27 protein-coding genes are annotated in these 23616 nt (G+C 35.8%); 11 read left to right on the top strand and 16 right to left on the bottom strand.

Going from position 1 to position 23616, the window contains the following annotated elements:
• Positions 1-22: 22 nt before the first annotated feature.
• Positions 23-697, top strand: a complete 675-nt coding sequence (locus LKI_RS00425) for a VIT1/CCC1 transporter family protein (RefSeq protein WP_013102147.1) — start codon at positions 23-25, stop codon at positions 695-697.
• A 1-nt stretch (position 698) separates the two neighbouring features.
• Positions 699-1379, top strand: a complete 681-nt coding sequence (locus LKI_RS00420) for a VIT1/CCC1 transporter family protein (RefSeq protein WP_013102146.1) — start codon at positions 699-701, stop codon at positions 1377-1379.
• 80 nt (positions 1380-1459) lie between these two features.
• On the opposite strand, the gene LKI_RS00415 is transcribed toward LKI_RS00420, so the two are convergent.
• The 4 genes from LKI_RS00415 to LKI_RS00400 all read right to left on the bottom strand — a co-directional run bounded on the left by LKI_RS00415 (position 1460) and on the right by LKI_RS00400 (position 5441).
• Positions 1460-2422, bottom strand: a complete 963-nt coding sequence (locus tag LKI_RS00415) for a cation:proton antiporter (protein WP_010277818.1) — start codon at positions 2420-2422, stop codon at positions 1460-1462.
• Between the two features lie 566 nt (positions 2423-2988).
• The gene (locus LKI_RS00410) at positions 2989-4521 is read right to left on the bottom strand and encodes a ClC family H(+)/Cl(-) exchange transporter (protein ID WP_013102145.1); all 1533 of its coding nucleotides are present in this window, start codon (positions 4519-4521) and stop codon (positions 2989-2991) included.
• A gap of 174 nt (positions 4522-4695) precedes the next feature.
• Positions 4696-5043, bottom strand: a complete 348-nt coding sequence (locus LKI_RS00405) for a FluC/FEX family fluoride channel (RefSeq protein ID WP_013102144.1) — start codon at positions 5041-5043, stop codon at positions 4696-4698.
• Complete coding sequence (locus tag LKI_RS00400) at positions 5040-5441, bottom strand: fluoride efflux transporter FluC (protein WP_010277807.1); 402 nt, start codon at positions 5439-5441, stop codon at positions 5040-5042. Before LKI_RS00400 ends, LKI_RS00405 begins: the two co-directional genes overlap by 4 nt.
• A 1129-nt stretch (positions 5442-6570) precedes the next feature.
• On the opposite strand from LKI_RS00400, the gene LKI_RS00390 reads away from it, so the two are divergent.
• The 4 genes from LKI_RS00390 (at position 6571) to LKI_RS10875 (ending at position 8448) form a co-directional block, all read left to right on the top strand.
• On the top strand, positions 6571-7134 hold the full coding sequence (locus LKI_RS00390; RefSeq protein WP_010277799.1) for a recombinase family protein: 564 nt from the start codon (positions 6571-6573) through the stop codon (positions 7132-7134).
• 208 nt (positions 7135-7342) lie between these two features.
• Positions 7343-7597, top strand: a complete 255-nt coding sequence (locus LKI_RS00385; RefSeq protein ID WP_013102142.1) for a transposase — start codon at positions 7343-7345, stop codon at positions 7595-7597.
• A 45-nt stretch (positions 7598-7642) separates the two neighbouring features.
• Positions 7643-7969, top strand: a complete 327-nt coding sequence (locus LKI_RS10880; protein WP_013102141.1) for a transposase — start codon at positions 7643-7645, stop codon at positions 7967-7969.
• A 41-nt stretch (positions 7970-8010) separates the two neighbouring features.
• Positions 8011-8448 (top strand): DDE-type integrase/transposase/recombinase, encoded by a 438-nt coding sequence (locus LKI_RS10875; protein WP_013102140.1) that lies wholly within the window; start codon positions 8011-8013, stop codon positions 8446-8448.
• Between the two features lie 201 nt (positions 8449-8649).
• On the opposite strand, the gene LKI_RS00375 is transcribed toward LKI_RS10875, so the two are convergent.
• The 3 genes from LKI_RS00375 to LKI_RS00365 form a co-directional block, all read right to left on the bottom strand.
• Complete coding sequence (locus tag LKI_RS00375) at positions 8650-9183, bottom strand: 5-formyltetrahydrofolate cyclo-ligase (protein ID WP_010277786.1); 534 nt, start codon at positions 9181-9183, stop codon at positions 8650-8652.
• Between the two features lie 31 nt (positions 9184-9214).
• Positions 9215-9787: a uracil-DNA glycosylase family protein gene (locus LKI_RS00370; protein WP_010386640.1), complete on the bottom strand. Its 573-nt coding sequence runs from the start codon at positions 9785-9787 to the stop codon at positions 9215-9217.
• 65 nt (positions 9788-9852) lie between these two features.
• Positions 9853-10101 (bottom strand): transposase, encoded by a 249-nt coding sequence (locus LKI_RS00365; RefSeq protein WP_013102139.1) that lies wholly within the window; start codon positions 10099-10101, stop codon positions 9853-9855.
• Between the two features lie 159 nt (positions 10102-10260).
• Between LKI_RS00365 and arsC the strand changes: the two genes are divergently transcribed.
• The 4 genes from arsC to LKI_RS00340 all read left to right on the top strand — a co-directional run bounded on the left by arsC (position 10261) and on the right by LKI_RS00340 (position 13334).
• The gene (arsC, locus tag LKI_RS00360; RefSeq protein WP_010276791.1) at positions 10261-10677 is read left to right on the top strand and encodes an arsenate reductase (thioredoxin); all 417 of its coding nucleotides are present in this window, start codon (positions 10261-10263) and stop codon (positions 10675-10677) included.
• Between the two features lie 489 nt (positions 10678-11166).
• Positions 11167-11817 (top strand): ABC transporter ATP-binding protein, encoded by a 651-nt coding sequence (locus tag LKI_RS00350; protein ID WP_010383508.1) that lies wholly within the window; start codon positions 11167-11169, stop codon positions 11815-11817.
• On the top strand, positions 11814-12569 hold the full coding sequence (locus LKI_RS00345) for an ABC transporter permease (protein WP_010276774.1): 756 nt from the start codon (positions 11814-11816) through the stop codon (positions 12567-12569). The genes LKI_RS00350 and LKI_RS00345 overlap by 4 nt, the downstream gene beginning before the upstream one ends.
• A gap of 177 nt (positions 12570-12746) precedes the next feature.
• Positions 12747-13334 (top strand): site-specific integrase, encoded by a 588-nt coding sequence (locus LKI_RS00340; protein ID WP_006844813.1) that lies wholly within the window; start codon positions 12747-12749, stop codon positions 13332-13334.
• Positions 13335-14144: 810 nt separating this feature from the next.
• Here LKI_RS00340 and LKI_RS00335 read toward each other — a convergent pair.
• The 6 genes from LKI_RS00335 to LKI_RS00315 form a co-directional block, all read right to left on the bottom strand.
• A complete protein-coding gene (locus LKI_RS00335; protein WP_010276755.1) occupies positions 14145-14630 on the bottom strand; it encodes a VIT1/CCC1 transporter family protein in 486 nt (161 codons plus the stop codon).
• A 386-nt stretch (positions 14631-15016) separates the two neighbouring features.
• Entirely contained in the window at positions 15017-15313 is a 297-nt protein-coding gene (locus LKI_RS11225; protein ID WP_081579538.1) for a transposase, read from the bottom strand.
• A 62-nt stretch (positions 15314-15375) separates the two neighbouring features.
• Positions 15376-16068 carry a Crp/Fnr family transcriptional regulator gene (locus LKI_RS00330; RefSeq protein ID WP_013102138.1) on the bottom strand — a complete coding sequence of 231 codons (693 nt, stop codon included), beginning with the start codon at positions 16066-16068 and terminating at the stop codon, positions 15376-15378.
• 16 nt (positions 16069-16084) lie between these two features.
• Positions 16085-16636 (bottom strand): Dps family protein, encoded by a 552-nt coding sequence (locus tag LKI_RS00325; protein WP_013102137.1) that lies wholly within the window; start codon positions 16634-16636, stop codon positions 16085-16087.
• Between the two features lies 1 nt (position 16637).
• Positions 16638-16874 (bottom strand): heavy-metal-associated domain-containing protein, encoded by a 237-nt coding sequence (locus tag LKI_RS00320; RefSeq protein ID WP_004909683.1) that lies wholly within the window; start codon positions 16872-16874, stop codon positions 16638-16640.
• A 63-nt stretch (positions 16875-16937) separates the two neighbouring features.
• Positions 16938-18788 (bottom strand): heavy metal translocating P-type ATPase, encoded by a 1851-nt coding sequence (locus LKI_RS00315; RefSeq protein WP_013102136.1) that lies wholly within the window; start codon positions 18786-18788, stop codon positions 16938-16940.
• A gap of 1223 nt (positions 18789-20011) precedes the next feature.
• Here LKI_RS00315 and LKI_RS00310 point away from each other — a divergent pair.
• Entirely contained in the window at positions 20012-20197 is a 186-nt protein-coding gene (locus LKI_RS00310; RefSeq protein WP_013102134.1) for a hypothetical protein, read from the top strand.
• Positions 20198-20543: 346 nt separating this feature from the next.
• On the opposite strand, the gene mscL is transcribed toward LKI_RS00310, so the two are convergent.
• From mscL to LKI_RS00295, 3 genes are all read right to left on the bottom strand, one after another.
• Positions 20544-20912, bottom strand: a complete 369-nt coding sequence (mscL, locus tag LKI_RS00305) for a large conductance mechanosensitive channel protein MscL (protein ID WP_013102133.1) — start codon at positions 20910-20912, stop codon at positions 20544-20546.
• Positions 20913-21064: 152 nt separating this feature from the next.
• Complete coding sequence (locus LKI_RS00300) at positions 21065-21982, bottom strand: IS30 family transposase (RefSeq protein WP_013102132.1); 918 nt, start codon at positions 21980-21982, stop codon at positions 21065-21067.
• Between the two features lie 158 nt (positions 21983-22140).
• Positions 22141-23475: an FAD-dependent oxidoreductase gene (locus LKI_RS00295; RefSeq protein ID WP_013102131.1), complete on the bottom strand. Its 1335-nt coding sequence runs from the start codon at positions 23473-23475 to the stop codon at positions 22141-22143.
• Positions 23476-23616 lie beyond the last annotated feature (141 nt).

Raw genomic sequence — 23616 nt, 5'->3', positions numbered from 1 at the left:
AATAAAATGTTATAATTTACACATGGATATACAAATTAGTAAAAAAATAAATATTCTACGTGCCATTGTGATGGGAGCGAACGACGGTATTATTTCAATTGCTGGCGTTGTTTTTGGTGTTTATGGGGCCTCAATGAATACTTGGACAATTTTTCTGGCTGGCCTGACAGCAACAATCGCCGGTACTTTTTCAATGGCCACAGGTGAGTATGTATCCGTAAATTCACAATTAGATTCAGAGCGTTCAGCTAAAGACGAACAAAGAAGTGCGCTAGTTAATAATTTTTCACAAGAAGCTCAATTTCTGATACAACACTATCAAACAGATGGCATCAGTGAGGAAAATGCACGGTTACTTGCGCAACAAAGCATGCAAAAAGATGCATTAGGAGAAACCTTACACGCACGCTATGGCATAAATGAGGATGATTTTATCTCGCCAGCTGAAGCTGCTATTGCTTCAATGATGGCTTTCCCCCTTGGTGCCATCTTGCCAATGGTCGGTATGATCTTTGTCCCGATGACATACCGTGTCGTCATAACTCTTATTTTTGTAATTTTCGCCTTGGTTTTAACCGGCTATTTCTCAGCCGTGTATGGAAATACACCAAAAAAAACAATGATTTTACGAAACGTACTGATGGGGCTATTAACAATGTCCGTGACATACTTAATTGGCTTATTAATGGCTGCGTAATATGGAATACAAAAAATTGACTTTATCAGAAAAATTAAATATTATTCGTGCTGGAGTGTTAGGTGCCAATGACGGAATTATTGGTGGCGCTGGTGTCATCCTCGGTATTACTGGTGCGACTACCAATAATACAGTCGTCTTTGTAGCTGGTATTGCTGAAATGCTCGCTGTTGCTTTTTCTATGGCGTCAGGGGAGTTTGTTTCGGTTTCGTCACAAAAAGATACAGAAAAAGCAGTGGTTGCAAAAGCTGAGACCCTTTTGGCCACCCAACCTACAATTGTGCATGATGAAATTGCTATATATTATGAACAACGGGGTGCTGATCCTAAATTAGCCACACGTGTGGCGGATGACCTGATGACAAATGATGCTTTGAAACACTATGTACAAATTAAGTACGGTATTGTAGTTGGAAAGTATTTAAGCCCTGGACATGCCTTAGTATCATCATTTATTGCCTCAATATCTGGTGGTATCTGGCCATTACTATCCGTGATATTACTACCCGACAATCTGAAAGTTATAGGAACAATTTTGGCAACGCTTTGGGCACTTTTTTTAACTGGTTGGCTAAGCGCTTGGGCGGGACGAGCACCAATAATTCCAGCTATTTTGCGCAACATATTCACAGGAGTGCTCACAATGGCCTTCACTTATTGGCTTGGAACCCTATTTAAGTAGCAAAATGAAATTTTATAACGCATAACCTGACAGAAACCAATCAGCCATCTGCTAATATAGCAACTTTTATAATTGTAATATCAAATCTTTTTGAACAGTGGTTTCATGATTATCGGAGCTACTATTGTTGAAACGATGACAGCAACAATAAACTCCGCTGAAGTATAATCATCAATAATATGTGATGATATACCTATTTGAATAATCACAAGGGCCATCTCACCTCTAGAAATCATGCCTGCCCCAATTGCACTTGAAACTCTGGTATCTAGACCAGAAATTTTTGCTCCCCATAACGAGCCAACAAATTTTGTGACAATAGCTAAAATACTAAAAATTATAATAGCTGTTATCTTATCTCCCAGTCCCTGGATTACGATTTCAAGACCGATGGACCCGAAAAATACAGGGTAAAAGAAAGAATTACCCATTTTCGTACTGATAACACCAATTTTATCAGAAAAATTATACTTCCTGAGTAGTATACCTAACGCAAAAGCGAGTAATGGTAAAATACTGTTTATCCCCAGTGCACCTCCACCTACTAAAACAGAAAATAAAGTCACCGCAAACAAAGCAATTATGTCATCTATTACAGCCGCCGAAAGTATGATTGCTCCTATTGCAGTGGCTAATTTTTTTTGTTCCGATAGTACAGCTAACGTTATAGATATTGAAGTTGCAGAGAACACAACACCGGCAAATATGGAAGTCTGTATATTATATCCAAGCAATAAAAATGCAATCGGAAAAGTAATTAAGGGTAGTAGTACCCCCATAACTGCAATGAGTGACGATGCTTTAATGTATCTTTTCATTTCCTTTAAATCCGACTCTAGTCCCGAATTTAACATCAGTAAAAAAATACCTATCTCAGCTATCAAGTGGATTAAATTACTTGACTGTACTATATTAAATATGCTGGATCCTAAAATGATACCTGAAAATAGTTGCCCAACAACTTCAGAAAAACCAAACCAGGTGCCTACCTTTCCCAGAAAAATAGTAACTATGACTAAGAACATGATTAATAGATATTCCATTATTTCTCCTAATATTTAAAAAGCTCCAAAAAATGCTAGTTCCCCGACTAACAATTCTTGAAGCTTGCGCCCAACCGTTTAAATTAAATTAAGTTAAATATACCATAGTTTTATTATTCAAATCAAATTTCGCTATATATTATTGTCCTGATCCTACGATATAATTTTTAAAAAGACATTTTCTGTCTCTAATTAAAAAAATATGATTTTTTATTAGCAAAAAAGGAATATATAGAAATTGTTTAAACAAAGAACTTACACCAAAAAAAGCTGATGGTTAGTACAAAACTAATTTTTATATCATCATACTCCACCTCTTCTTAGGCAAATTTTTATTTTGATACAATTATGTTGAATATAATTTCACTATTACGATGTGCTCACTCAATCAAAACACTCTAAATTACGATAAAGCGATGTTATCTCAATTGAATTTGAAACTAAAGCTGGTTCCAATTATTTGTAAAAAAGAATCTCCTGGTAATTATTTCTGTAATTGTAATTTAATTGATAACGAATTTATCTTTTCGACGCAAAAACTCTAAAATCGTGTTTTTGAAATTTATTTAGTTGTTAAGTGATAGTTGATTTCTAGTAATTTTTGCATCTTTTTGGTTCATTCTAATATAAATAATATCACCAGCACGTAATACTAAGTCTCCTTTGGGAATCAGTACATTTTCAGATCTTCTGACCAGTGTAATCAAACTATTTGATTCCAGTTGTAAGTCTCTTATTTGTTGATCTTCTAGCATACCACCAGCAAGAACAGTGACTTCCATAGTTATCATGGAGGACATCGCTAGATGCGCTGGTTTTCTTTTCAACAAACGTTCTAATAAAGATTCATATATTGGTGCACCATTTAATAGATCAACTACTAAGTAGGCTACTAAACTTACAAGTGCTAAAGGTAAAATGTGGGTCACACTCCCAACCATCTCAAAGATAAGAATAATTGCAGTAAATGGTGCTTTACCAATACATGCGAAATAACCTGCCATACCGATCACAATAAAGTTTAAAGCATAATTTGCACTCATGAGATGTAAATAGACAAATATATGAGCCATCAATGCGCCACTTAGTGCACCTAGAGTCAAAATAGGTAAAAATATTCCCCCTGGCAGACCGGAACCGTAACTAATCATTGAGAAAACAAATCGAACTAACAAAATTACGATGATCATTTTCATTGTCATAGGTGCTTCTTTCAGTGATAAAATTAAATTATTTCCCCCACCTAAAAGATTTGGCCATAAAATTCCAATCGGTATCACCAAGATAAACGGCACGATACCGTATAAATATTTAGGAACCCTAATTTTACTGTAACAATTTAAGCTGAATAGTAAAAATTTTTGATATAAAAAGCCAAATAAGCCTAATATAATACCAAATACCAACAATAAACCATATAACTGTACCGGGAAAACGCTTAAGTGTCCAATAGATAAAACTGGTGTTTGGCCAAACAAAACCGTAGAGACAAAATCCGAAACGCTTGCGCCTGTCAATGCACCAACCCAGACAAAGGGAGAAATACTGTGATAGACTTCCTCCAATACAAACATAACGCCGGCTAAAGGTGCATTAAATGCAGCTGATAAACCTGCAGCGGCACCACTGGCTATAAGCCCTTTCGATTGATTATGACTAAGACGTTTATATGATGCCACACCCTGACCAATTGATGCACCCAGTTGAATTGAAGGACCTTCCCGCCCCAGCATTAAACCACTACCAATAGCCAAAATTCCTGATATAAATTTCCGCCACAATGTCGACCACCAGTTTATTTTTAGTTCACCCAATAATAGACCTTCAACCTGTGGAATGCCGGAACCGGATATATTAGGTTCTTTGTTTAACATCCATGAAACAATTAAAAAACAAATTAAATTAGCAGTTATCACTAAAAATATTAACGCTATATTGCCATGTGAAATATCGAGATACAGCGTTTGCACAAATTGAAGCAATTTTTCAATTGTCCAGCGGAAGACACTAACAACTATTCCTGTTAAAAAACCTATAAGTGTGCCATATAATACTACTGACAGCTTTGATGTATTGAGTCTAATTCTTTTTTTAAACATAAAATCAGTTTACAACAAAAAGGGGGTTGATTCCAAATACAGAAAAATTTAACGATTTTCTTTATATATTCTCATTCTTTGATTAAAACAGAATCAAGCGAATTCGTTTTGTGTATGTATTAACAAAACATCAAAGACATTTAAAACTGCGTGTTTCACATTCAAAGTATTTCGTTAAACGTGTATGTGTATAGCTACAATAAATAAAAAAATTCCTAAGACTAATGTCAATGCAAAATATACCATACTCCGTTTAAAACTATTAAACTGCTCTCCCTGTGTCATCATGGTGCTGAATGTCGTCAGGCCGCCAATAAAACCCGTTCCAATAATAATATGCCAGACGTTGCTGTTCATATTAACTGATAATACACCCATCAAAAAAGCACCAATAATATTAACATAAAAAACACCTGTGAAAAAATTTGTAATCCTTGGCATAAAACTTATAACTAGATATCGAATAACAGCACCTAGCCCAGCAGCTAAACAGAAATACAAATAAAAGTTAAAAAAATTCACTGATTTAATCTCCGATTTTTTCCTACATTTTTCCCAAAAACAACTGCAATGTAAGCCAGTATAAAACTAATTAATGTATAAATAATACTAATTAAAAAATTTTCTCTACCTAATTGATTAATTTGAAGTATAAATGTGCTGAATGTTGTAAAGCCACCCATGATACCCGTCCCTATAAAATTTTTTAAAATTAAAGAATAGTCATAGCTGTCAGGAATGACTGCTCCGATATAAGCAAGGAAGAATGATCCTAAAACATTGATGACTACTATAACCCAAGGACTACTCCCAATATGTGGAATTTCGGTAATTAGTAGCCTGAACAAGCTACCTAATGACCCACCAAAAAATACTACAAGACAACTAGTCAGCAGGGTACTATCTTTTAAATATTTCATGTTTTCTCCTAAACAATACTTGTTAACACTTTAAAAAGTATAAAAATCAAATATTTATATTTTATAGTGTCTCTTCAAAAGTAAAAATTACAGATGTGGAAAATAATTTACTGATATCATCATGTATCTAAAATGCACGTTATACCAACCTAAATTGGGATACTACATGAAAATAGAAAAGAGATAATTATGATCAGTTCAGTACAATTTGAAAACACAAAATGTTATTCAAACCTATCAAACAAAGACTGCATTGCAAGTAAGGAATTCGTTTTTTTAAAAAAATGATTCTTGCGGAAAATGGCTACAAAATAGATAACATTGAAAATAACTTAGCACCAAAAATTGCAAATATAACGCTTTCTGATGACAATACCGCCCTTAAGCAACGTATATACGTTGAGTCAACAATATCAAATAAGATTCCGAATTTCGTATACTTAATATATCAAGAACGCCATACACCCGATGAAGTATCGCTTAGTACGACCATTTCATTACTAACCCCATTTAGTATTAATGGATTATTAAACAACACACCTGAAAATTAGTTTAAAAATGCTAAATAAAAACAAGCAAAATGATCTATGAAATAGAAATAATTGGCAAAAACAGTGAAAGTGGTATAATATAAATATAAACAAAAAGACCCATGTTAGGTACATGACCTTTTAAGTCACAAGCGTGCTTCAGCGTTGGTAGTTGTTATTTTGTTAATAAACTAAAATAGTCATTTCACGAAAACCCCTAGAACCGGCCAAAGTTAAGGGGTTTTTGTTTACCTATTTTTTAGACTTGTTAATTTCTTTTAGTAGTTCGACTACTTTCGTAGCTAAAACAACCAGAAATGTGATCAACACAATTACCGCGGTCTAACAGACCATTTGGTGTTATCCTTTCAGGTAGCCTTGAGTTTCAACAATAAGCGTCACCCCCAACTATCAGATTCCACCAGTCCTTAACTTGCTTGTAAATAAAATTATATCATAACCTAATCTTCACAAAAAAATATGACAGCTTTACAGTTATTAGTGCAATAAACTTTTGAGTAGTTTGCACTTTTTCAAAGTCATGCTATACTTGGCTTTATATACTGCAATTTAGTTATGCAATTTTAAAGAGGTATAAAATGACAGTTTATGGTTATGCACGGGTTTCAACAGCTGGACAATCTTTATATGAACAAAAAGAGACTTTGAAAAATGCCGGGGCTGAAATGATTTTCAGTGAAAAATATTCAGGTACAACTACATCACGACCACAGTTTAAAAAACTTGTCAATCTAATTGAACCTAATGACACATTGATCGTCACCAAGTTAGATCGCTTTGCTCGAAATACACGTGAAGCATTAAATTTAATTGATGATCTCCTGAAACAAAAAATTGTGATTAAAGTTCTAAACTTAGGAACAATTGACAATACCCCAATGGGTCGCATGATTGTAAGAACATTACTTTCGGTTGCGGAAATGGAACGCGACATGATTATCGAACGTACGCAGGCTGGTAAGATATTTGCAAGGCAACACAATCCCAACTATAAAGAAGGTAGACCCAAAAGAAAAAAAGATAGCCGAAACACAGCTATCTTTGAGTATTCTCAAACGCACACAATAAAATCTACAGCAGAAGCTTTCAATATTTCTGTTAGAACAGTACAATATATTAAAAAATTGTTTATTCAAGATTAATTATATTAAATTAATGGCAGATGACAAAAATATACGTCTTCCAATTGATATGCATATATGATATCAGTTCAGTAACATGGACAAACGCTTATACCAGACTCACACTTTATTATAATCAACCAATTTTACCTAGATTTACAATGCTCGTATACTGAAAATCAGGACTTCTTTATTTCTAGGGCATAATCCGATGCTAATATACTAAAAAATGGACTATCTTTATTCAGTCCGTTATTCACAAGATGTCAAAGGTTTCTTGGTTAAACTTCACCAAGAAGGCCGTTCACTTAAATCACTAGCAGAAGGATTCGGACCGTCGAACGATCCTATGGATATTTGGGTTAAACAAGCTACTCCAATCTTGATCAAGGGTCAGTCAAAGACTTTAAAATACGTCAAGCAACTAGAGAAGCGCCTCACTATTTTGGAGGAAGAAAACGAAATTTTATCACGCATAGCCTGACAAGCATTGAGCGGCCATCTTACTAGCCAAAAAATAGTCCGTAATGTGGGATTGCCGCTAGTTAACCAATTTTTAGCACAAGGCTACGCGCTTGTGCGTATTTTAAGTCCACTTAAAATCAGACCTAGTACCTATTACAACTGGCGCCATTGGCAGTTCAGTCGACAAGAAAAGTTTAGAGAATGCCTAAAACCTTATATTTTAGACGTTTGGAAAACCTTTAAATTTTATGGTTATCGTCGTATTGCTGCTTATAGTCAACTAACCAATGACTGCCCGAAAATATCTGAGTATATGACACTCAAATTGATGCGTGAATTAAGGATTAGATCAAGCATGCAAAACGTTATCGCAAACACAAAACCGTTGTGACGGTTTCTCAAATAACTAATCTGATTAGGCACTAGCATGATTTGAGCGGTGTTTGGCAAACAGATATCACTTATATTCAGTTGACTAATCACAGATGGGCCTATTTAGCAACCGTTTTGGATCCTGAGAAGAGAAAAGTATTAGGCTATAAAATTGGCAATACAAGGACAGCCGAACTAGCTACAAGTGCCTTACAGATGGCGTTAGATAATCATCAAAAGCCACTAATAGTTCATTCGGATATGGGGTTACAATACACGAGTGCTGAATTTAATACCAAGGGTCAAAATTATGGCTTGAAACATTCATATTCACTCAAAGGACATCCATACGATAATGACTTTATGGAAGCGTTTCATTCAATATTGAAGCGTGAAGAAGTTTATTTGAAGGCATACCAAACATTAACTGAGGTCCAAGCAGCCATTGGTTGGACTATCAATTTTTATAATCGAAATCGTATCTCAAATGTCGCCTAATTAACTGAATAAAAATGGTCCAATTTATTGACTTCTAAGCAATAGACTGGGCTACTAGAAATATCTATTTGAGAGGAGCTAACACAGAATTTTAGAATAATCATAATTACCTAAATGAGATTGTTTAACATAAAGTAATTAAAAAAATAAACTCATAATGAAAAACTAACATATTCATTATAAGTTTATTTAGCATAAATCCTATTTTATAAGATACCTCACCGGTCTATCCCACGTATCCTTTGAAAATTTATGGATTGATTGAGGAGGCAACACTAGCGAAACCGTTATACCATTATACTCTGCCAACGTTGCGTCAAAGAAACCTGCACCGTAACCTATCCGATAATTATCTTCGCTAAAGGCTACACCGGGAACCACCATTAGATCTATTCCCTTCAAATTTTGTGCTTGATTTTCATCTTGTGTTGGTTCTAGAATTCCGAATTTTGATTTACTCATTAAACTTTCTATATAGTCAAACCATAATAATTTTCCACTACTCACCCTAGGTACTACTACTTTCTTATGGCTTCTCAACGCCTCCTGAATAATGACATCAGTACTCAATTCGTGTTCCATACTTATAGTTACAGCCACTGAATTAGAGTTATTCCAATATGCCTTAGAAAACAGAATTGCCTGTAATCGCTCTTCTTCAGTAATCTTGCTATGGTAATCATATAATTTTAGTTTATCCAAGGTCATTTTTCTTATTTCTTTTTTACTAAGCACTGCTACAAACCTCCTCCAAATTATCTTCAAACTAGTCCGATAAAATCTTACTAATTATCTCTTTTAATTCTGGCACAACCTCTTGTTCAAACCACGGATTTTTTTTAATCCATATATTATTTCTTGGTGAAGGATGAACTATCGGAAAATAAAGAGGCAAGTAATTTTTGTAGTTCTTTATTACATCGGTTATCTTGCTTTGATAACCAAGATTCAGATAATATTTCTGAGCATATGATCCCACCAATATAATTAACTGAACATCGGGCATAAGCTCCAATAATTTTGGGTGCCATTTGTTAGCTACTCCTCGTCTGGGCGGTAAGTCACCCCATTTTCCTTTTCCTGGATAGTAAAAGTCCATGGGAATTACGCCAATTTTTCCTGAATTATAAAAGGTATCTTTACCAACCCCGATCCACTCTCTTAATCGATCTCCCGATGCATCATCCCACATTATACCCGAGTTTTGAACTCGTAATCCCGGTGCTTGACCAATAATGACTAATTTTGCTTTTTTCGATACGTGAAATATTGGCCTTAATCCTTTTTTAGTAAACTCCATATTCATTTGATCTGCTGCTATATCATCAATAATACTCATATTCCCCCTCCTAACCAATGTATAATAATTATTATAAGCTACTTTATCAAACTTATATTGATTTATTAGTTCACAACTAAACTATAAAAGTCTACCAAGAGTCGTGCAACTTCTTTCTGCATCGCATTAAATTCGGCACGAGTCACTGGCTTACCGGTAACGTCCGTCCCAATGATTTGGGCTTTCTTCACCCAACCCGTGACGGTTTGTACAGCCAAATGGTATTCATTGGCTAGAGAATTAGCAGAACGTCCCTCGTTATACAAGGTGACAATTGATGACTTAAATTCTGTTGAGTATCGCTTAGCTTTCATAATATAAAAAAACTCCTATACTTGATTATCTCGGATTATGCCCTAGAAATAAAGCGGTCCGGATTTTCAGTATACGAGCACCTATGTTGATGAAAGCATTGCATTTAAGTTTATGGTGTATCATGGTGTTATACAAATTAAAATTATAGGTGGTTTAGAATGAAAAAAATTTATTTTTTATGTACAGGAAATTCTTGTCGCAGTCAAATGGCTGAAGGATATGCAAAAAAAATATTGCCGGCAAATGAGTTTCAAATCGAGAGTGCAGGGATTGAAACTCATGGGTTAAATCTAAATGCTGTTAAAGTTATGGCTGAAGATGGAGTAGATATTAGTAGCCACTACTCTAAATTAATTGATCTAAATTATTTGAACACTTCAGATTTAGTTATTACTTTATGTGGTGATGCCAAGGATAAATGTCCTATGCTTCCCCCTCAAACCAAGAGTTTACACTGGCCTTTATCTGACCCAGCGCAAGCCACAGGAACTTTAGAAGAACAACTACAAGAATTCCGTAAGGTTCGTGACGAAATTAAAAAATTAGTTACAAGTTTGAATAACTACGTTCATTAATAAAAAAACGCCATATAGTGCCGCAGTAAAACAGTCCAATTAATTTATTGACTTCTAAGGAAAATACCAGGGCTTTGGTTATGAGCTAGATATGTGACTAGGCACTCACTAAAATGCCCTTCCATTCAGGGTCTATAATTATATAATGACCCCTAGGAAAGACTATTAAAACAGCCCCCATTATCTAATAGTTAGATAACGGGGGTCGTTTTTTTATAAAATGATATAATACTCCCTAGATAGGAGAAAACGTATGTCTAGACAAAAACGATCGATCAAGGAAAATAATGATAAATTAAAAGTTCAATTAGAACTCCTCCGTAGTTATACGGAACACTTTGACTCAGGTATGATTCATATGGCTTTGCCAATGGCTACACAGGTTCGTGTATTAATACATCAAACAGATAAGTCCAATTTATTGACTTCTGAGCACTTTTTCATCCGGCTGTTGTCGGCGCCGATCATTGTGCGATCGGGGGTGGGCATATGAATTCATTGATTAGTTTAGAAAAAGTTAATTATCAAATCGCTGATCAACATATTTTACATGATGTTGATTGGCAGATTCCAGCTGGGGCTCATATTACATTGACGGGACCATCCGGTGGTGGGAAAAGTACGTTATTACGGATCATTGCGGCCATGATTTCTAAAACAAGTGGGACCTTGATTTTTGATGGGCAGCCGATTGAAAGTTATGACCCAATCATGTATCGGCGGCAAGTCTCATATTGTTTCCAACAACCGACGTTATTTGGTGAGACGGTGGCAGATAACTTAGCTTTCCCGTACCAAATTCGTAAGCAAGTCATGGATACGCAACGAGTGGTAACGGCGTTAAATAATGTTGGGCTGTCCGAACGAACCCTGCATCAGCCGATTATCGAGCTTTCCGGTGGTGAACGGCAGCGGGTCGCGCTGATTCGCAACATCTTATTCTTACCAAAAGTGTTGTTATTAGATGAGGTGACAGCTGGTTTGGATGAAAATAATAAGCAAATCGTGCACGCCTGGTTACGACAGTTAAATGAGCAGGATCACGTTACAACGATCATGATTACTCATGACGCGACAGAGATTGCTGCGGCAGATCAATTAGCGAAAGTGGTTGCTGGCAGATTGGAGGTACACGCATGAATTTAGCAGTTAATAATACGTCGCTATTTTTGGCGGCAATGTTAGTGCTCGTCGCGTTAGGAATTAGTTTGTGGCAGAAACTTGGCTTAGATAGGGACATCGTCATTGGTGTCGTGCGGGCTGTTGTACAACTATTTATCGTGGGTTACTTGCTAAAGTATATTTTCCGAGTCAACAATTTGTGGCTAACGCTGGCGATGATAGGCTTCATTATCTTCAATGCGGCTTGGAATGCGAAAAAACGGGGGCCGGGGATTGACCATGCATTAGCCATTTCGTTATTAGCCATTTTTGTTAGTACGGGGGTAACACTCGGCGTCCTCGTGCTATCTGGTGCGATTAAGTTTGTGCCATCGCAAATGATTCCCATTTCTGGTATGATTGCGTCGAATTCAATGGTCGCAATTGGGCTGGCTTATCGCAGCCTCAATAGTCAGTTTCATGACCAGCGGCAAGGTGTGCTTGAACGGTTGGCGTTAGGGGCTGGTCTACTTGATGCTTCGATTGCCATCGTGCGTGAGGCGATTCGTACGGGGATGTCACCAACCATTGATTCGGCAAAGACTGTGGGTCTAGTCAGTCTGCCAGGGATGATGTCCGGTTTGATCTTTGCAGGGGTCGATCCAGTACGGGCCATTAGGTATCAAATTATGGTCACGTTCATGCTCTTATCAGCGACTAGTTTGGGGTCAATCATTGCGTGCTATTTAGCTTACCGTAATTTCTATAATGAACAAAAACAGTTGAAGTAATGACTCCTGATTGCAGTCCCGCGGGGAGTCCTTTATGATGGAAACTGATCTTTTTTGTCCGAACAGCGTTCGGATTAATTTTACAATCTACCACTACGATAAAAATAATTGGTCATTCATTGACAAAAGTGAACCAATTATAGGCAAGGACTGTTCTATTATTGAGGTTAAATAGATATGCAACAAATCGTACTCCCAATCAAAGACTCTAACGTCTTAAAAATGGTGCAAGACACCTTACTAGATAGTTTTCGGGCAGGTCGCCGTAACTACACCATCTTTCAAGTTGGCAAAGCCACCCTGCTGCGGGTGAGTGATGTGATGACGTTAAAGAAATCCGATGTCTATAATCCAGATGGCTCTGTTAAACACACGGCCTTTATTCATGATAAAAAGACCGGTAAAGCAAATACACTATATTTAAAGCCCGTGCAACAAGACTTGTTGCAATATCATGATTGGCTAGTCCAACAGAATATCAATTCAGACTGGTTATTTCCCTCAACGGCCCATCCAGACCGTCATATCACTGAGAAGCAGTTTTATAAGGTGATGGCACGCGTTGGTGATCTCTTAGGCATCAACTATCTGGGCACACATACCATGCGTAAAACAGGCGCCTATCGCGTTTATACGCAATCAAACTACAATATTGGTTTAGTCATGCACTTATTGAATCATTCGAGTGAGGCTATGACGCTTACTTATCTGGGGTTAGATCAAGCAAGTCGCGAAACAATGTTAGATCAAATTGATTTTGGGTAATAACGCCAACTAATCTCCCTAAATTAGCACGTATTTGTTCATTTTGACGCCACTATGGAGGTATTTTTAATGACTAGGATTACTAAGGCACAATTAGACAACATCATTACACGTTGCCACCATCCGAGGTAATTGGTGCCCCATTGTCTGAAACTGCAACTAAAGGGTTGCTAGGTAATACTTTTTGAGTCATAATTTTAGACGCTCCAATTTTTGAGTATTTGGTTTGTTTTTCACTAACAAAATATCATAACAAAGAGCTCCTATGGTTTTCACCCAACGGGTGAAAGCGCAAAACCCGCTGAAACGGTATTAACTTGCTGTTTCAGCGGGTTTTTGTTTGTCTTGATGAATAATCCGGGTATTAAGTTCTACACCATCTCACTTTTCTCGACCATAGAGCGTCTTTCTAGATATCCCCGAACAGATTTACTCACCTGTTTGGGGTTTTCTTTACAAAAAAGTGTTTTTTGTCAGCAGGCGTGTTGGTAACCACTAAAAGTAACTCCCTAAGGACACCATTTTCGATGACGTAATATAACATATCGTTTCTTTGTATACATGGTTAGCTATTACAGGTCGACTCAATTAAAGGTGTTCTAAAAATATGATTTAAAATTTTACCCGGATTATTTCTAACGAATCGACAGGCAAGCACCCTGATGCGCTATACTCTGCTGATTTAATGAACGCAGCTAAAGAAGAAGCTAAGCATCGAGGATTGTTTGACTTAAATAATCTATAACTGATTACCATATAACTAAATATCTAAAAAGAAAAACGTCTTGAATATTCAAGGTGTTTTTTTGTCTACAAATAATAATTCAGTAAGATACCAACGCCATAAGCAACAATTGCAGCGACGTACCCGACAGAAAGTGTGCGTAGAATTTCTGTTCTTACTTTCTGCTCTGACAGGTTGGCCTTCACCCAGCCTAGCAACGCCAAAGAGACACCGACGATGACAAAGGCGATTGGAAAGGCGATGTCTTTGTCGTGAATGAGCGCATTTGTAATTAAGTAGGCACCTAGTGGAATTAAACCGAAGACGTTAAACGAAATGAATGTCGCGATACCAGCTGCCAATGCTTTACTTTTTGATTGATTGTTATCCGATGTTGCTGACAGGTAGGCACCGGCCCCCATTGAAAAGCCATCGGCTAATAAGTTTGAGAATCCCAAAATGATGATAACGATGTTTGAAACGTTACCACCGACCGATCCAGCAACGACTGCGAACGTCGTGATAATGCCATCTAAGCCACCGTAGACGATGGCTGAAACGTGTTTTTTCATTTATTTTCTCCAGTTTCTCTCAGTGGTGATAAAACCAATATATAAGAAAAAAGTGACCAATTATCGGTAATTTCACATCGGATTAAAAATGTTTCAAAAACGAAACAAATAAAACCCGGATTATTCATGCACTAAATTTTTAACCACAGCTAAATCAGTAAAATACGATAAAACACCTTGAAACTGCCATTACCTTGGCACAGTTTCAGGGTGTTTTTTCGATTGAGCGTTTTTTGAGAAAAATAGGAACACTAAAACCAGCCAGATTTTGCTATTTTTTTTAAAATCTACTTCGTTGTTTTATTGCCACAAAGCATTTAGTCGTTCCCAAGCTCGCCAGAACAGACCATCGAATTGTTCTTGGATGCGGCTATCTAACGTCAAAATCACCTTGCGGGCGTGCTTAGTGACACACGTCCACCGATTTTTAACAAACGGTCTCGAAAGGTATTGATTGTCCACGATTGTTGCTGGTCGTCCAACGCAATACTCTTCATCAACCGCATCAAGTTTGATGCAATTACTGAGATCCACATGCGCGCTTTGTTGGCGAAAAATGAACTGCTATCAGTTTTGCCAAAGGCAAATCCACCTTTAAGCTCGCGAATAATATCTTCAATCGCCGCAAGCTTGCGGTAAACACGGACGATGTCTTTTTGTGGAAGACTTAGGTTAGTGACGATGAACTGTGTACCGCCATGTTCATCATTTAAAACGATATCCTTATTTTTAAGTATAAATCGACTTAACTTGATACAAATAATAATTCATCTAAATCAAATATCTCAACACATTTTTGGGTGTGCCGTTTAATTAGACCTCTCTCTTCCAATGATGAGAACTTACGGCTTATTGTTTCTGGAGTTGTCCCCAGGTAAGTAGCCAAATCTTTTTTTGACATGGGTAAAGTCACATAAGTATGGTTTTTTTCATCTTCAACATTTTCTGATAGAAAATCAATAATTCGAGCTTCAACAGGTTCAGTACTGACTTGCACAGTTTGTTTTTCTGATAACTGTAGTCGTTTTGTAATATCCGATAATATTCGTCGCATGATTTCTGGATAGCGATCTAAATATTGATCTAAATCCTTTTTATGAATCCTACAAATACTTGTTTCCGATATTGCTTCAGCATAATTCGAATGATAACCCTCAGTCTGTAAAACAGCAACTTCCCCCATAAAATCACCCGGATGTAGGATACGTATGGTTTGCTCACGACCAGATTCACTTAGGCTATAAATACGTACACGTCCATTGTTTATGATATATAATGTGTCATCTTTATCACCAAACCTAAATAATAGCTCATTCTTTACGTATTGTACTTCATGCGCTGATTGAGCAATTAGATGCATTTGTTCATCATTGAGATGATTGAAAATCGGCACTAAACGTATACAATCTACATGACTATGATGATTATGGTCTGCCATACCTTTTTCCTCCTAATTAATCGTTATCTATATAGTCATCGTCTTCTAAGGCATCCTTATTAATAAATGCTTGAAGTTGCCAAATATTTACGTCTAAATAAGCTTTATAACTAATTAGTGAATCTTCCGAAGCATCATTTTCTTCTTCCTGTGCTAAGCGAATTGCACGAATAGTAAATTCACGATTAGATCTAAAATCTTCTACTATCTGTAGGACCATCTCATCAGCAGTGTAATATTTTTCCGAAGAATCTTCAGAAATCGTTGTAAATTCTTGAAATTCAGTAGTTGTTGATGCTGGCTTAAATCCTGAAGCTAGTAAACGTTCTGCAATTTTATCAAACCATGCCTCATTCTCGTTATATAAATTTTCAAAAACATTATGCAATGCATAGAAATTTTTGCCTTTTACATACCAATGATATTGATGCAATTTTACATGTAATGTATGAATATTAGCAAGTATATGATCTGTAACAGCTGCAGAATTAATCTTAGTATGATGAATGTGTTCTTTATATGCTTGTTCGGCAGCTAATTTTTCTTGCCTTTCATTTACCGTTGTCATTTTATGCACCTTCCTTTACTTTTGAACTAATTACTGGGTATCCTAAGTCTTCAATTGCTTTTTCAATTGTATTCAAATTGACCTGATTTTCATCAAAATCCACTTTTACCTTACTCGCATTGAAAAGTACTTTTACAGAATCTTTTTTTACACCAGCAGTCTGTTTTAAACCACGTTCGATTTTTTGTAAACATGATGGACAAGTTAATGTTTCTAATTTTAATGTTGCTTTAGTCATATCTATCACTCCTTTAAATAAATTATATAGGCCATTCTTTTTAAGATAATTGATATAGATCAATTATCTTAATTGATAACCTCTTAATCTCATTGCATTTAAAATAACTACTAAAATACTGGCCTCATGAACCAACATCCCAATTGACATAGACATCCATTCACTAAATATTAAACTAACCAATAGTATTATCACGACGCCAACAGCAATTAGAATATTTTGTCGCATATTCGCATATGTTCCTTTTGCTAGGCCTAAAGCATGAGGAAGGCGGTTAAAGTTAGAATTCATTAAAACAATATCTGAACTTTCAATTGCGACATCTGTTCCATTCCCCATAGCTATACCTACCTCTGCAGTAGCCAGAGAGGGACTGTCATTAACGCCGTCACCGATAAAAACGACTATTTCACCTGAGTCCTGTCGTCTTTTTAGAAATGCTTGCTTGTCCTCTGGTAGCATATCACCATGGGCTTCGGTTAAACCTAGTTCCTTTTTAACTGAATTAACTGTACCTTGGTTATCACCTGATAATACAATGAGATTTTTAATACCAAGTGATTTTAATTTTTGTAAGTCCTGTTTAACACCTGGTCGAACTTTGTCGCGGATACCCATTAACATGATTAACTTATGATCAACTGCCGTTAATACAATTGAATTACCGGTTCTTTCTAATTTATTCAATTTTTTAAGAACATCATCAGATAGCGGTATACTTTCTTGTTTCATTAAGGTTTTATTTCCTACTGAAACAACGTGCCCATCTACGTGAGCAATTACGCCCCCACCTTTTACAACCTGTGTATTTTCTATAGGCCTTACTTTATATTGTGCTAATTTATTTGCAATAGCGACAGCTAATGGATGATCAGACTCACTTTCAACTGAAAGCAATAGAGATAAATCCTCCTCCTGATTATTTCCATAATGAATAATATCGCTCACTTCAGGCTTTCCTTCAGTTAAGGTACCTGTTTTATCGAATAACACTGTATCTGCATTGGCAAAATGACTAATCACTTCAGAACCTTTAAATAGAATACCATTTTTTGCGCCATTTCCTATCCCCGCAACATTTGAAACAGGTACACCAATTACCAAGGCTCCTGGGCAACCAAGTACTAATACAGTAATCGCAAGTTCTGTATCTTTGGTTAATACCCAAACCAACAGCCCAATTGTAAGTACTGCAGGTGTATACCAGCGAGAAAACTGGTCAATGAATCGTTCTGCTTCTGATTTAGAATCCTGTGCTTCTTCTACCAACTCAATAATTTTTCCAAATGTAGAATCTTCCCCTACTCTATCAGCCACTATTTGAATAGTACCATTGTCCATAATAGTACCGGCAAATACTTCATCGTCTTTTTCTTTCTTTAAAGGTAAAGATTCACCTGTGATATTAGCCTCATTTACATATCCTTTTCCAGTAGTTACCCTACCATCTACGGGAATCTTGGCACCAGTCTTTACTAGGAGAATATCCCCTTCTTCTACTTCATCAATATCTACTTCTGCAAATTGTCCCCCTGTCAATTGCTTAAAAGCAGTTTCTGGAGCCATTTCCGTCAACTCTTTAATAGCTGATCGTGTTTGGTTAAGTGTTCGTTGTTCTAAATATGATCCAAATAAAAATAAAAAAGTAACAATTGCTGATTCTTCATAATTTTGAATAAAGAGAGCACCAATGACCGCTATCGTTACTAAAACATCAATACTTACTACTTTTACTTTCATAGCCTGATAAGCCTGTAAAGAAATGGGGGTAGCGCCTAATATCGAAGCTATAATAAAAGCACTATTAAAAATTATTGTATTGGCAAAAATAAAGTGTGAAATTAGTCCTAAGGCAATGAGTAAGCCAGTGATACTCATAATTTTATTTTTATATTTAAGAATATTATGTTGCATATGATTTCTCCCTTAATTTTAGTTCAACTAAAGTGTATTAACTTTTGGGAGATATAAACTTGACGTCCATCAAGTTTATGAAATAGTTCTAAATAAGTAAAAATATTATAATATTGGCTTAGTCATGCACTTATTGAATCATTCTAGTGCGGCCATGACACTGGCTTACCTTGGTTTAGATCAAGCCAGCCGTGAGACTATGTTGAATCAAATTGATTTTGGTTAAGCTCATTAGCTATAACTACGGCTATAGTTGTAGTTATAGCTAAGGTTTGCTTATTTTTAGTAGGCTTCATATGGGGCAGAAAATCGCAAGAAAATTATATCCTTGATCTAGCAAATGATGTTGATCGCCTAGAACAAGCACAAAAATAATACATAACTATTTTCCATTTTAAACCTATCATCATACACTATAAATTATTGAAATTAAGACTTAAAATATCTGTTAATTGCATAAAACAAACTAATTACGTTATAATATATGTACATTAACTAATAGGTTTGGAGATTCCAATCCTTTCGAGCTCATCGCTGGCAGGCGACGAGCTTTTATTTTACAAAAAAACCCCGTCTGGCAGGACGAGGCACATGCATTAACGACGATCGTCGAAATACTTTTGCAACCAGATTAACGTTATGCCAACAAAAATTTGCCATAATGCAGCGTTGAGCAGTTGCAATTCATTAACTAATAGTATCAAGGAGACCCACCTCCCTTCACGGCGCTTAATCTTAACGCCTCGGTAACTAATATAACAGATTTAATTTTTGTTGACTATTTCAATAATTTTCTTCTAAGGTTACTTTTATAGCGTCCGTTTTGTTTGTTAGTATTTTTCGTTCATCAACCGTCCGCTTATCAAAATTGATTTTAATTCAAAAAGGGATTGGGAATTTCCCAAACAAAAGCATATCAATATTGATATGTTTTCACCTCATGTGTGGCCACACATAGTATGCTCGCAACAAGAATTTTTGATAGTTTTTAAGTTGTCGCCTATAGCGACTTCTGACACACTGCTTTCTAGCAATTAATCAACCAGTTTCTTGGTGGAGTGTAAGTGCGCATTGACCTAAAAAATAGGTCATACGGACTACCATAGAATTTTCTATGTGTAAGTGCGCATTAAACTCATTTTATTCGTTTTGCTGACGGATTATTTTGCTTATTAGTATAATTAGACTAGATACCATTTTAAAGACAACAAGGAGCTTAAATTATGGCTGATAAAAATATTTTTGAAGAGTTGTTTTTGGAAGCTGAAAAAAACAACTTACAAGTATTAATGGACAATGCTTTAAACGAAAAGGATCCTGATAAGAAAAAAGTCTTAATGGAAATTTACACCTATGCCATTGGTAAGAAACAAAAAGAATTACTTAAAAACAAAGAATTTGTGATTTGAAAAGAAAGGTAGTTTATGTTTTCAATGCTAGTCGATTTAATCAGTTTAATAACCGATACACTTTCAAACTATCTATGGTATTCTGATGAACAAAAAAATAAATAATAACTACATCCATTATTTAGCCTAGATTTAATCTAGCTATTTTATACTCAATACATAGTCAATTAGATGACTATTCTCTTCTCTCCCATAAATTTTATTCATCAATTATTCTCTCAAAAATTCTCTCAAAAAAAAGCCATTCCCCCAGAATGGCCTTTTTTATTGAAAGTAATTATCCAAAAGAATAAAAAGTACTAACACCAAATAATAAGGTATCAGTACGTATGTTAAAAATTGCAATTTATTTTTTCTCAAGAATTTCTGTAATTTGTTTCAAATATTTTTCTGTATTGGTTTCTTCAACAACTTTTTCTTCAACACGTTTCTTATTTACTTTGTTAAATACTTTAACCATTATAAATATTGAAAAAGCAATAATCAAAAAGTTAATAATTGTCTGTAAGAATGATCCATAGGCTACAGTAGCTGTTCCAACTTTTACAGCCATCTTAGAAATATCAATCCCTCCAATTAATATACCCACAAGTGGCATAATAATATCATTAACCAATGATTTTACAATTAATCCAAAAGCACCACCTATAATGACAGCCACTGCTAGATCGACGACATTTCCCTTAAAGGCAAAGTCTCTAAATTCTTTCCACATAAAAAATCTCCCTTATATTTTAATTAGAACGCCCATACGCCCATACATTATTATCTTAAAAAATCATAAAACTAGCAAGATTAACGCTTACCATTATTACTATACTTAATTTTTCTGCTAAAAAACAATTAACTTATGGTAGATTGCAAGAATTAACCGAACACTGCAAACTGCTGAAAAACCTTTCGTGGTGATTGCCAGTTGAGTGTTTTCATTGGTCTCGCATTGATCCAATGATTAATTTGATCTAATTCTTTGGCGCTAACTGTTTCAATTTTGCGTTCTTTCGGTATAAAACGACGGACGTATCGATTTAATATCTCATTACTCCCACGTTCTTCTGGTGAATATGGGTGCGCAAAATAGACTGGAATGCCTAGTTTTTGCTCGATTTCGTTATATTTTGCAAATTCTCGCCCACGATCAACAGTGATTGACTTGGCATTTTTGATCCCTTGAAAAAAATGAATTAAGACTGGTCTCACTGCCTGACTATTGCGCCCAGTGACCTGTCTCACGATATGTTGCCGGCTTAGTCTTTCAGTAATTGTCACCAGCACATCGCCACGTCTTTTACCCGATTGCATGGTGTCAACTTCAAAATGTCCAAAGGTTTGTCGTGCTTTCACACTTTCAGGTCTCGTTTCAATCGAACAACCATGCACAAATACTTGTCGTCTACCATCAGATTGACGCTTTTGACGGATACCTTTGTCAGGTAAATCAGCCAATGATAGTTTGAGTCGACCAGCATTGAGCCAATTATAAATCGTTTTGAAAGGTAACCCTAAAACATGCGCAGCGGTTTCTGGTGACCACTTCAATATACCAATGTGGTGATTCAAAAAGACAGCGATAGCTGGTGTTAGCGTGTCATGACGACCACGTAGATGACGTTTTTTCAATGCCAACGCATGAGCAATCTCAGCTTTATAGGGTGTAACTTGATGAATTTCAATCGAAACGGTTGAAGGAGAGCGTTTAATAAAGCGCGCAATGGCACGAACAGAATAATTCAATTCGAGTAAAGTTTGAATGACAGTGCGTCCTTGAGATGATAAACTAGTCATGAGTCGCAGTTCCTTTATGGTTGTTTTAGACAATTACCATTAAAGGCGCTGCGGCTTTTTTATTCAAGTGTTCGGTTTAATTTTACAATCTACCATATAAAAATCCTCAAGGACTTATTCCTTGAGGATCTCTATTTTAATTTGTTATAAATGATTTATTAGATTTGATCAAACAAATCATTTAATGCCTCTGTCATTGTTGGATGGGTGTATATTTGATCGCGCAAAGCTTCAGCTGGAAGGTGATTCTGCATCGCTAGGCTAATGATATTAATCGTTTCAAATGATTCTTCAGCATAAATTGTTGTACCCAAAATCTGATGACTCTGTGGATCTATCAATGCTTTATAAATGCTTCTTGGATTACCAATTACTTGTGCTTTAGGCACACTAGCTGCAGATATTTTCAATACTGTATAATCAATGCCTGCCTCACGGAGCTGTTCCTCTGTTCTTCCAATACTACTAATAGCCGGATTTAAAAAAATAGTGTTCGCGAATACTGGTCGATTTAAACGACTTCGTGTCTTATTACCATACAAATTATTAGCAATAATGCGCCAATCATCTAATGAAATATACGTGAATTGTGGTCCACCAGTAACATCGCCTAAAGCATAGACATCTTTAGCATTTGTTTCTAGTACATCATTGACTAAAATTTCACCGTGACTACCTGTTTTAATGCTGGTTCGTTCTAGGTGCAAATCGGTCACATTAGCTCGACGACCTGTAGCAACTAGTAGTCCATCTGCCTGTATTTCTTTCATTCCTTCTGGTGTGCTTATTGTTAATGTAACACCATTTAGCGTGTCATTTACATTAGTTATATGGCTTTCTAACAAAAAGGATATCCCATCCTCTTCTAAATCATGTTTAGCTTGTTGAGCAACCTCAGGTTCAAATTTCCCCAAAATCTTAGGTGCCTTATCAACGATCGTTACATGGCTACCAAATTGTGTATACATTGATGCAAATTCTAATCCAATGGGACCACTACCTAGAATAACTAACTCTTTTAATTGTTTATCTTTTGCAAGTAGATCTGTTGATGAATAAACCTTTTTACTATTAAGCAATCCATCAATATTAGGCCAAACTGGTGTGGCCCCTGTATTAATAAAAATTCGATCTGCTTGCAATGTTTCCTGCCCTGAATTATCAGATACTTGCAGTGTATGATCATCTAAAAATTCAGCAGTAGCTGTCAAAACTGTTACGCCGCTTAAATCAGCCACCTTATGATAATTTTTATTACGTAGCTTTGCAGTTAGATCATTTTTCTTTTTTAAGGCAGCTTCATATCTTATGCCACGGTGTGCATTGATAATCATATTTTTAGTTGGTAAACAAGCAATATTTATACACGTACCACCATACATGTTGGGGTCTTTTTCAATAACTAATACTTCTTCACCATGCTTTGCAAGTGTGCCTGCAAGTGTTTTACCCGCTTTTCCAAATCCGATAATAATATTACTAAAATGTTTCATTATGCACCTTTCTATTCAATAATTTAACTATGTGATCAAATCTCAAATCAGGATCTAAAATAATTAAGTAATTAAATTTATTTAGAAATAACTTTGCAAATAATTCCCAATTTGTATGTTATTTTTTTGTACAAGATTATT

This window comes from Leuconostoc kimchii IMSNU 11154, from assembly GCF_000092505.1.
In the GTDB taxonomy this organism is placed as follows: domain Bacteria; phylum Bacillota; class Bacilli; order Lactobacillales; family Lactobacillaceae; genus Leuconostoc; species Leuconostoc kimchii.
The sequence above is the reverse complement of the archived record's forward strand: the minus strand, read 5'-3'. Positions and strand labels throughout refer to the sequence as shown.

Coding starts and splice junctions, on each gene's coding strand:
- LKI_RS00425 (WP_013102147.1), top strand. CDS start 23: ATGGATATACAAATTAGTAAAAAAATAAATATTCTACGTGCCATTGTG.
- LKI_RS00420 (WP_013102146.1), top strand. CDS start 699: ATGGAATACAAAAAATTGACTTTATCAGAAAAATTAAATATTATTCGT.
- LKI_RS00415 (WP_010277818.1), bottom strand. CDS start 2,422: ATGGAATATCTATTAATCATGTTCTTAGTCATAGTTACTATTTTTCTG.
- LKI_RS00410 (WP_013102145.1), bottom strand. CDS start 4,521: ATGTTTAAAAAAAGAATTAGACTCAATACATCAAAGCTGTCAGTAGTA.
- LKI_RS00400 (WP_010277807.1), bottom strand. CDS start 5,441: ATGAAATATTTAAAAGATAGTACCCTGCTGACTAGTTGTCTTGTAGTA.
- LKI_RS00390 (WP_010277799.1), top strand. CDS start 6,571: ATGACAGTTTATGGTTATGCACGGGTTTCAACAGCTGGACAATCTTTA.
- LKI_RS00385 (WP_013102142.1), top strand. CDS start 7,343: ATGGACTATCTTTATTCAGTCCGTTATTCACAAGATGTCAAAGGTTTC.
- LKI_RS00370 (WP_010386640.1), bottom strand. CDS start 9,787: ATGAGTATTATTGATGATATAGCAGCAGATCAAATGAATATGGAGTTT.
- LKI_RS00365 (WP_013102139.1), bottom strand. CDS start 10,101: ATGAAAGCTAAGCGATACTCAACAGAATTTAAGTCATCAATTGTCACC.
- arsC (WP_010276791.1), top strand. CDS start 10,261: ATGAAAAAAATTTATTTTTTATGTACAGGAAATTCTTGTCGCAGTCAA.
- LKI_RS00350 (WP_010383508.1), top strand. CDS start 11,167: ATGAATTCATTGATTAGTTTAGAAAAAGTTAATTATCAAATCGCTGAT.
- LKI_RS00345 (WP_010276774.1), top strand. CDS start 11,814: ATGAATTTAGCAGTTAATAATACGTCGCTATTTTTGGCGGCAATGTTA.
- LKI_RS00340 (WP_006844813.1), top strand. CDS start 12,747: ATGCAACAAATCGTACTCCCAATCAAAGACTCTAACGTCTTAAAAATG.
- LKI_RS00335 (WP_010276755.1), bottom strand. CDS start 14,630: ATGAAAAAACACGTTTCAGCCATCGTCTACGGTGGCTTAGATGGCATT.
- LKI_RS00330 (WP_013102138.1), bottom strand. CDS start 16,068: ATGGCAGACCATAATCATCATAGTCATGTAGATTGTATACGTTTAGTG.
- LKI_RS00325 (WP_013102137.1), bottom strand. CDS start 16,636: ATGACAACGGTAAATGAAAGGCAAGAAAAATTAGCTGCCGAACAAGCA.
- LKI_RS00320 (WP_004909683.1), bottom strand. CDS start 16,874: ATGACTAAAGCAACATTAAAATTAGAAACATTAACTTGTCCATCATGT.
- LKI_RS00315 (WP_013102136.1), bottom strand. CDS start 18,788: ATGCAACATAATATTCTTAAATATAAAAATAAAATTATGAGTATCACT.
- LKI_RS00310 (WP_013102134.1), top strand. CDS start 20,012: ATGGCTGATAAAAATATTTTTGAAGAGTTGTTTTTGGAAGCTGAAAAA.
- mscL (WP_013102133.1), bottom strand. CDS start 20,912: ATGTGGAAAGAATTTAGAGACTTTGCCTTTAAGGGAAATGTCGTCGAT.
- LKI_RS00300 (WP_013102132.1), bottom strand. CDS start 21,982: ATGACTAGTTTATCATCTCAAGGACGCACTGTCATTCAAACTTTACTC.
- LKI_RS00295 (WP_013102131.1), bottom strand. CDS start 23,475: ATGAAACATTTTAGTAATATTATTATCGGATTTGGAAAAGCGGGTAAA.